We start from the raw sequence: 8,729 nt of genomic DNA, 5'->3' as shown, positions 1-8,729 counted from the left end.
TTGACCATGTTCTTGTTTAATCTGGACTGGGCGATGATTCCCACCGGAATGTTGGTATTTGGCTTTATCAGCATCCGTTTTGGTGGGTTCGCCCTTTCCCGTTTAAAGCGCGGTAAACCTGAAGCTTGGTTAGCTCGCTATCTTGAATTTCGTTTTTTTTCATCCCGATTCATTACTAAATCTGACTATTGGTCAATTAAACGCAGTGCAAAAAGAGAACGTCTATGAGTAAATTTAAAAATGCGTTAGTCAATGAGCGATTTCATATTCAAAGCTTACGCCTTGTCATCGCTATCCTGTCTATTCTTTGTATTGTGATTGCTTACGGTTGGCATAAAGCCCCCGATAAGCTCACTATCCATAATCCGCCTGATCTTCGTTCAGGCTCGACACGCGCTTGGTGGGAAGTACCCCCGAGTAGTGTTTATAGTTTTTCTTTTTACGTATTCCAACAACTTAATCGTTGGCCGACAGATGGCGAAAAAGACTATGAAAAGAATATTGAAGTATTGCGCGCGTACTTTACGCCTAAATGCTATCAATTCTTAAAAGATGACTATACACAACGCCGTCTGCAAGGGGAATTACGTGATCGTGTTCGTGGTGTTTATGAAATACCTGGACGTGGGTTTAGTCAAGAGCGCGTCAAAATCAACAGTCAGGATGATTGGGATGTCGACTTAGATTTAAGTACAGATGAATACTATTTAGATAACCCTGTTAAACGCGTATTGGTTCGTTATCCATTACATGTGGTGCGTTTTGACATTGATCCTGAAAATAACCCATTTGGCTTAGCGTTAGATTGCTATCGTTATACGCCGCAACGTATCGAATTTAAAGCCCCTGCACAGGAAAAATAACCGTCCCCAAGGAGAATAAATAATGAAAAAACAGCTTAAACAAACATTGGCCATGGCACTGATGGGAACGGCATTGATGTCCACAGCACAAGCAGAAATCCTGATGCAGTGGGAGCGTAAACCGCTTCAAATTGATTTGAATGTCAAGGAAGAACGAATTCTATTCTTGGATAAAAACGTCTCAGTCGGTATTCCGAATAACTTAAATGACAAAATCCGCGTACAAAGTAGTGGCGGTGCGGTATATCTCACTGCCCTAACCCCTTTTGAGTTAAGTCGGGTACAGCTCCGTGATATTGCAACAGGACAATTGATTCTGTTAGATCTCAAAGGTTATGCGCGCGCAGGTAAATTAGAAGATATTCGTATCACGGAAAAAGACGTTGAAAACAATAGTCGAAACGTAGTGGAACCAACCGTATCTGATGAGACGGTCGAATCGTCAAAACCGAAAAGTAGCGCACTGCCGGCCCCAGCCGCACTCACACGTTATGCGGCACAATCGCTCTATGCGCCATTACGTACCGTTGAACCGCTTGAAGGTGTTCATCGTGTGGCGATGAAGTTACCAAAATCACTTCCTACCCTACTCCCTAATTTAAATGTGCGTGCAACGCCGTTAGAAAGCTGGGGACTTGATGGTTATGTTGTGACCGCGGTACGCATTAAAAATTTATCGGCACAGCAAGTGGTATTAGATCCACGTTATTTGCAGGGACGTTTTTATGCCGCGACCTTTCAGCATCCGTTCATTGGTGCAACAGGCAATTTAGATGATACCACGGTCGTTTATTTAGTCACCGAAGGGGACATTAATCGGGCTATTTTGCCATCTATGCCAACGCAAACCGGCAAAACCAAAAAGAAAAAATCGTAGAAGGTGATAAAAGATGAGTGCAATGAAATCGAATGGATTATTGAAGTTTGGCGTTCCTGTTGCGGTCGCGGTGTTAATCACGATTGGGTTATATGCGATGAAAGGCACGTCCGATAATACGATTAAAGCAACCCCTGATGACACGGTTTACGATCTGACGGATGAAGAACGCCGCGAATTAAATCTCGTGGATGGCGATACACCGCAAGATACGATCAAAACCTTGGTCAGTGAAATGAAAAAAGCCAAAGAAGCCATGCAACAAGTGAAAAATGATAACACGCGGTTGCTTAATGAAAATCGTATTTTACAAAGTAACTCCGATCATATTAATCAACAAGTTGAAGATGCATTTGCGAAAAAACGTCAAGAACTTGAAATGGAATTTGAGCGTAAATTTTCTGAATTCGCGAAAACTGTTCAACCCACCCTCCCACAACCATCATCACAACCAACTGATAATGGGGATATTCCCATTGGTTTAGGATTGGATGGTGAGCGTTTACCCGGCTCGAAAAGTCCCTTGAGCAGTATTGGCGAGATGAGTAATACCGGGATGTCATGGATCGATCCTGATGATGTGCAATATGTGGATGACCGTGGAAATATTGTTCCCCCGGGGACGCAAAATGCCAAACCACAAGCAGCCAATCCCTTTAAATTATTAGATGATTCCGTGCTAGGCAAAGCCGCAGATGACATTTCTACGCGTAAAAGTGGGACATTAGGCGAGCGAGAAAAAAACAGCGTTAAACCGGTTTATACCATTCCCAAAAACAGTATTTTAACCGGTTCAACGGCCATGACCGCCTTGATTGGACGCGTGCCAATTGAAGGCGCGGTTACCGATCCGTTTCCCTTTAAAATTATGATCGGGAAAGAAAATCTCATGGCCAATGGGATTGATTTACCTGATGTGGAAGGCGCAATTGTCTCAGGTACGGCATCCGGTGACTGGACGCTTTCTTGTGTGAAAGGCAAAGTTGAAGATATGACCTTTATTTTTAGCGATGGTCGTGTTCGCACCTTACCTGATACAGGCAATAACTCAAGTAGTGCGGATAGTACCAAAGGTATTGGTTGGCTTTCTAACCCTGAAGGCGTGCCTTGTATTCCCGGGGAACGCAAAAGCAATGCTGCCAGTTTCTTAAGCTCACAATTCTTACTCTCAGGGGCAAGTGCCGCTGCGCAAGGTTTTGCACAAGGACAAACAACCACGGTGATCGAAGGGAATTCCGTTGTGGGTGCGGTAACCGGTGACCAAGGTAAATACATCTTAGGTCAAGCTTTAGGCGGCGGTATTAATGAAGCCGCTGCTTGGTTACGTGCGCGTTATGGTCAAATGTTTGACGCTATTTATGTTCCCCCGGGTCAGGTTGTCGCCGTACATATTACCAAATCACTCAATATTGACTATGACACCGGCGCGCGCAAAGTGAAATATCAAACAACCGGTGCAAAAAATAAATTAGATTAATGCGGCTTAACTCGCTTAACGAAGGTTTAAGTAAGGAATATTTATGAAATTAAAAATGCTTTTTGTATTACTCCCTGTGTGCTTAACAGGATGTGCCACATCACAAGATGAATTATTGCCTGTCGGTGACCAAACTATGGTTGATATTTGGCAAAAAGGCGGCGGTCAAACCGGTCAAGGCAGTGCGACCTTAATGGAAGCGCGTAATGCCTTGCAATTTGTGCGCCCTGTGGAGAGCGCAGAAGCCAATTACAGCGAAAATAATGCGTATACGCGCACGGCAACCAATGAAGCGACTAATCTTTTTCCGCGCTTACCTAACCCGGATTTGAGCATGTTTATTTTCCCCCACTTGACCGATCATGCGGAACCGATGCCTGTACCGGGCTATACCACGGTATTTCCATTTTATGGCCGCGTGCAATATGCACAACCCGGCGAACGTACGCGTCAATACTAGGGGGATAAACTATGTCAACCATGGATAATTTATTAACGTCATTAGGGCTTAAAAAAAAGTCCAAAATTGACCGTACTTTTGATGGTGCGTCTGACCGCACTTCGCCTGTCGAGCAAACGGCACAAAACGAGATGAACGATGCGCCACATTCCACTGAGAATGTGGCGATTTCTCCTAACGACATCCCTTTTTTAAAACGCCAAGGAAATTACACACAAGCAGCGCATTTACAGCAATATCAAGCGCAAGATTCCTTCGTGGATAAATTGCCTTGGGTCGAATTTTTAGATGACCAAAAAGCGTTGCTCTTAGAAGATGGGCGTTCAATGGGGGCGGTATTTGAGTTGACCGTGGTCGGCACAGAAGGTCGTTCTCCCCAGTTTTTAAAAGAAGTTCGTACACAGGTCTGTAACGCCATTCAAGACAGTTTTACCGAATTTGATACTAACCCTTGGGTGGTGCAGTTTTATTGTCAAGATGACGAGATTTCCATGGAATACGTGGACATTTTACGTCAATACGTCCGTCCGCTGCCACAAGGCAGTGACTTCTCAGAGCAATGGCTCAAAATTATGGCAAAACATTTGCGTGATATTTCGAAAAAAGAAGGGCTCTTTGAAGATAAATCGGTCACAGGTACAGTATGGCGTGGACAACAACGCCGTACGCGTATGGTGTTATATCGCTATGTCGATAGACGCGCGAATTTTGAATTAACGCTCGAAGATTTAAATGCCACTTGTGAAAGTATTACCAATGCGTTATTAAGCGCAGGCGTCAAAGCACGGCGGTTAGATGGCAATGCGGTACATCAATGGTTGTTGCGTTGGTTTAATCCTGCCCCCACGCTCTTTGATCACCCGGAAGAATTCTATAAAACCTGTCATTACACCGAACGGACAACGAATGATGACGATGATGTTTGCATGATGAATGACTTTGCCGAAACGCTGTTGGTCAATTCACCGCAAACAAAGGGAAATTATTGGTATTTTGATAATCAACCCCATGAAGTCATCATGGTTGATTCCCTACGCCGTGTGCCTGAAGTGGGACATTTAACCGGTGAAGTGAAACGTGGGGATAACGTCAATGCCTTATTTGACCTCCTTCCTGAAGGCGTCATCATGGCACTGACGGTTGTCATCTATCCACAGGATTTACTGGAAAGTCATATTCAAGCCATTCGTGAACGCTCGCTCGGGGATAATACCGATTCGGTTTATGCCCGATTGGACTGCGACCGCGTACAAGAATATCTGAAAGAAAAGCATAAAATGTATCGTTCCAGTATGGCGTTTTATGTGCATGCCAAAGATGAAGATGAATTACAACGGCGCGGACGTAAGTTGCGGACGATTTTACAATCAACCGGGTTGGTGCCTATTCGTGATGGCGCGGAAGTGGCGCCATTAAATAGCTATCTTCGTTGGTTACCGATGTGTTTCAACCCAACGGATGATAAACATAATGTTTACACCAAACTCAATTTTGTCCAACACATTGCCAATTTACTGCCTGTATTTGGGCGTTCCATTGGGACGCGTCATCCCGGGATCACCTATTTCAATCGTGGCGGTGCGCCATTGGATTTTGATCCGTTAAATAAAGATGACCGTGCAAAAAGTGGGCATTGTTTGATCCTAGGGCCAACAGGGGCCGGGAAATCGGCGACCTTGTTAGGCAAAATGGCACAGCTCATGGCGATTCATCGTCCACGTTTATTCATTATTGAAGCAGGTAACTCATTTGGGTTGTTTGCTGAATATGCGCAGCGTTATGGCTTAACGGTTAATCATGTCGTTTTAAAACCGGGTAGCGGCGTATCGCTTCCTTTATTTGCCGATTGTCACAAATTAATCAACGACCCGCAGTTGGCCAAAACACAAAAAGAGCTGAATGAGCAGGTCAATGATGATACCAAATTAGCAGATGTGGAACGCGCTGAACTCATCAAAGACGAGATAAACTCCGATATGGCAGAAGGTGATGATCAGCGCGATATTCTCGGTGAAATGGAAATCACCACTCGCTTAATGATCACAGGCGGACGTATCAAGGAAGATGAAAAGATGACACGCTCCGATGAAGCGATGATTCGTAAAGCCATCATTTTAGCCGCACAAAAAACACTCGAAGAAAACAGAACCACGCTCACACAAGATGTCCGTGACGCATTTTATCGTTTGTCACAAGATAGCTCGCTCCCACAAGCGCGCCGTGAACGCGCCTATGATATGGGAGAAGCTATGGGCTTATTCTGCCAACCTGGTAGCTTTGACGCGGAGTTATTTAACCGAGAAGGGGAAATCTGGCCTGATGCTGATATTACCCTTGTAGACTTAGCGACACTGGCACGAGAAGGCTATGAAGCGCAATTATCCATTGCCTACATCTCACTCATTAACCATATCAACAGTCTCGGGGAAAAATACCAATATTCAGGACGTCCTATCGTGAATGTAACGGACGAAGCTCACATTATTACCGTTAACCCGATGCTTGCACGCTTTCTCGCTAAAGGGGGCAAAATGTGGCGTAAATTGGGGATTTGGTTGTGGCTGGCAACGCAAAATATGAAAGACTTCCCTAACGAAGCACAAAAACTGCTTTCTATGTTGGAATGGTGGGAGCTTTTATATTTGGAAAAAGACGAAGTGGCACAAGTCAGTCGCTTTAAACAACTGACGGATGAACAAACCACACTTCTACTTTCTACACGTAAAGAAAACCGTAAATACACGGAAGGTGTGGTACTGGCATCCAAAATGGAAGCCTTATTTAGAGTGGTGCCGCCTAGTCTTTATTTGGCGTTGGCGATGACAGAACCTGAAGAAAAAGCAGAGCGTGCGGCACTCATGCAAAAATATGGGATTTCAGAATTAGATGCGGCCATTAAAGTTGCTGAAAATATTGATAAAGCCAGGGGGATTTATGCCGATTAATCCGAAATATTTATTTAACGTCAATGCGTATTCCACCGATCTGACGCAGGTGCAAAATACCCTGCCCGAAGCGCATTTAACCCAATTTAATACTTTTGTGCAGTTTATTCGAGCGCAAATTGGTCAGGTTCTTGCCTTTGATGTTCATCCTTACCGTGTGATGAATACCAGTTATATCAAATGGCATTTACAAGGTGAAAACGACATTTTGACGGTCACCTTTGTCATTGCCGGTTATACCGAATGGCCTAAATGGGATGCTACATCCCCAAGATTGTACTTTTTTGTTGCCGATACGACTGATTACTATTGGTTAGCGCAGGCTCTTCAAGCGCAGCTACAAGCGGAATTGTCACCGCCGGACAGCCATGATGAAGCGCAATGATGTCTCATTACGCGTATTTACTCACATTCTTTGTGGATAAACCGTGAAAAAGTGCGGTAAAAAACGGCTAACTTTTTGAAACTAAGCAGATTATTGTTATGAATAATGAATTGAATAAAAAACATACTTCCCAAAAAGAAAAAATCGGGAAATTTGCCTTAAGCCTGGGGAAATACATGTTTGCCAGCGCGCTATTTATGCTGGCACTGTTCTTCCTTGCGGCGATCTCGATGGAATTAGGCGTAGATTTAAGTGAGATCAACGTACATCTTCAACAGCATTGGCTCTTTTGGTCTGTCATCCGTTGGGGGATTTACGGATTCGGTGCGTGGTTTATTTATAAACTGGCTAAACGGAGTGACAACGAAGAAAACCAACGCGCACTTTGGCGTGTGCTTAAAATTTACGCCTGTTGTCTCGGGCTGTTTGAAATCATGAAGCTCACGGTATAGGAGAAAATATGACTCTCGGTTTAACAGTGGATAATTATTTTGAATACATTATGACTATCTTTGCTTGGATGATGAATAATCAAGCCTGGGCATTGTTAGTGGATTCAGGCTTTTTCATCTTGCCTTTGGTGTTCCAGCTCGGTGCGTTATTTATGAAAGCGCGCGAACAAGGCGATGATGAAGGGAATAAAGGGCGGTTATTGGCAGGTTGGCTTGAAAATAAATTATACCTTGCGGTCTTTTTAATTTTTATGACCTGTTATCCTTTGTTTACGGTAAATTTTAATACAATGGCATTTACGGCACCGGACATGGGGACGCACGACCAATTTTGCGCGCGTCAAGTAAACATTGCACCGAAAGACTCGAATCTTTCTGAGACCGTGAGTGAAATGAACAATAAAACGGTGAAACTTCCCCTTTGGTGGGCATTTATGCACTCGGCAGGAAAAGGCTTTACCCATGGGTTAATCGCCGCGATTCCTTGTGGGATGGATTTTCGTCAGTTGCGTTTTGAAGTCCAAAATACGCAAATTGAAAGCCCTACATTACGCCAAGAAATTCAAGATTTTGTGCAACAATGCTTTATCCCGGCGCGGAATAAACTTAAACAAGATGCCTTGCCTATGAGTAAAGAAGAAGCGCGTGATGTGGACTGGATTGGCTCTCAAATTTTAGTGAGTAACTTCTATCCGCGTTATCGCTCAAAATTACCCCGTTCGCAATGGCCCTATGACGCCACGCGCGATGCCGGCTTACCCAATCAAGGCACAGGCGGTTTCCCGAACTGTCAAAACTGGTGGGCAGATAATAATATTGGCTTAAAATACCGTATTTTAGCCGCAGTTAAACCGAATCTTTCTACGCGCTTAGTGGGCTTGATTCAGTCGGATGCCGCCTATAGTGAGTCTGTGTTACGTGCGTTGGTTAAACCTGAAAATATTACAGTCTCTGATGGTCATGTGTATACCAATTACAGTTCCACATCCACAGGTATGGTCACCAAAGTGACGGAAGGCGTTGGTGCGGTGTTGACGAATGTATTATCTGCACCGGGTTTAGATGCCGTTCGTCAAGTCTTGCCGATGATTCAAGGGATTTTATTAACGATTGTTACCATTGCCACGCCGATTGTCATTGTGCTGGGACGTTATGAAGTCAAAGCGATCGTGACGCTGTCCTTTGTGCAATTTGCGATCTTCTTTCTCTCATTTTGGTGGGAACTGGCAAGATGGCTAGATGACAATTTATTCCGAGCACTCTATCAATC

At 44.2% G+C, this 8,729-nt stretch carries 9 protein-coding genes; all 9 read left to right on the top strand.

All coding sequences use genetic code 11. The features are described 5' to 3' along the window. Nucleotides 1-228, top strand: a 228-nt coding sequence (locus Q0O89_RS09735; RefSeq protein WP_293731512.1) for a DUF3487 family protein, incomplete at its 5' end; no start/stop codon positions are given. Beyond that, nucleotides 225-863 carry a PFL_4703 family integrating conjugative element protein gene (locus Q0O89_RS09730; protein ID WP_273317710.1) on the top strand — a complete coding sequence of 213 codons (639 nt, stop codon included), beginning with the start codon at nt 225-227 and terminating at the stop codon, nt 861-863. The genes Q0O89_RS09735 and Q0O89_RS09730, both read left to right, overlap by 4 nt. Before the next feature lie 22 nt (nt 864-885). Beyond that, a complete protein-coding gene (locus Q0O89_RS09725; RefSeq protein ID WP_273317713.1) occupies nt 886-1,740 on the top strand; it encodes a TIGR03749 family integrating conjugative element protein in 855 nt (284 codons plus the stop codon). A gap of 13 nt (nt 1,741-1,753) precedes the next feature. Continuing rightward, the gene (locus Q0O89_RS09720) at nt 1,754-3,217 is read left to right on the top strand and encodes a TIGR03752 family integrating conjugative element protein (protein ID WP_293731511.1); all 1,464 of its coding nucleotides are present in this window, start codon (nt 1,754-1,756) and stop codon (nt 3,215-3,217) included. Nucleotides 3,218-3,260: 43 nt separating this feature from the next. Then, nucleotides 3,261-3,677: a TIGR03751 family conjugal transfer lipoprotein gene (locus Q0O89_RS09715; protein WP_273405508.1), complete on the top strand. Its 417-nt coding sequence runs from the start codon at nt 3,261-3,263 to the stop codon at nt 3,675-3,677. Nucleotides 3,678-3,688: 11 nt separating this feature from the next. Beyond that, nucleotides 3,689-6,622, top strand: coding sequence for a conjugative transfer ATPase (locus Q0O89_RS09710; protein WP_293731510.1), 2,934 nt, complete (start codon nt 3,689-3,691; stop codon nt 6,620-6,622). Further along, the gene (locus Q0O89_RS09705) at nt 6,612-7,007 is read left to right on the top strand and encodes a hypothetical protein (protein ID WP_293731509.1); all 396 of its coding nucleotides are present in this window, start codon (nt 6,612-6,614) and stop codon (nt 7,005-7,007) included. The genes Q0O89_RS09710 and Q0O89_RS09705 overlap by 11 nt, the downstream gene beginning before the upstream one ends. 98 nt (nt 7,008-7,105) lie before the next feature. Beyond that, on the top strand, nt 7,106-7,459 hold the full coding sequence (locus tag Q0O89_RS09700) for a hypothetical protein (protein ID WP_273314908.1): 354 nt from the start codon (nt 7,106-7,108) through the stop codon (nt 7,457-7,459). Nucleotides 7,460-7,467: 8 nt separating this feature from the next. Continuing rightward, on the top strand, nt 7,468-8,729 hold a 1,262-nt coding region (locus Q0O89_RS09695), incomplete at its 3' end, for a conjugal transfer protein TraG N-terminal domain-containing protein (protein ID WP_293731508.1).

Source organism: uncultured Actinobacillus sp., assembly GCF_945915845.1.
Taxonomy (GTDB): domain Bacteria; phylum Pseudomonadota; class Gammaproteobacteria; order Enterobacterales; family Pasteurellaceae; genus Exercitatus.
This window is presented reverse-complemented; position numbering and strand designations above follow the sequence as displayed.

Bases quoted from the DNA above. Each gene is read 5' to 3' on its own strand.
- Q0O89_RS09730 (WP_273317710.1), top strand. From the start codon at position 225: ATGAGTAAATTTAAAAATGCGTTAGTCAATGAGCGATTTCATATTCAA.
- Q0O89_RS09725 (WP_273317713.1), top strand. From the start codon at position 886: ATGAAAAAACAGCTTAAACAAACATTGGCCATGGCACTGATGGGAACG.
- Q0O89_RS09720 (WP_293731511.1), top strand. From the start codon at position 1,754: ATGAGTGCAATGAAATCGAATGGATTATTGAAGTTTGGCGTTCCTGTT.
- Q0O89_RS09715 (WP_273405508.1), top strand. From the start codon at position 3,261: ATGAAATTAAAAATGCTTTTTGTATTACTCCCTGTGTGCTTAACAGGA.
- Q0O89_RS09710 (WP_293731510.1), top strand. From the start codon at position 3,689: ATGTCAACCATGGATAATTTATTAACGTCATTAGGGCTTAAAAAAAAG.
- Q0O89_RS09705 (WP_293731509.1), top strand. From the start codon at position 6,612: ATGCCGATTAATCCGAAATATTTATTTAACGTCAATGCGTATTCCACC.
- Q0O89_RS09700 (WP_273314908.1), top strand. From the start codon at position 7,106: ATGAATAATGAATTGAATAAAAAACATACTTCCCAAAAAGAAAAAATC.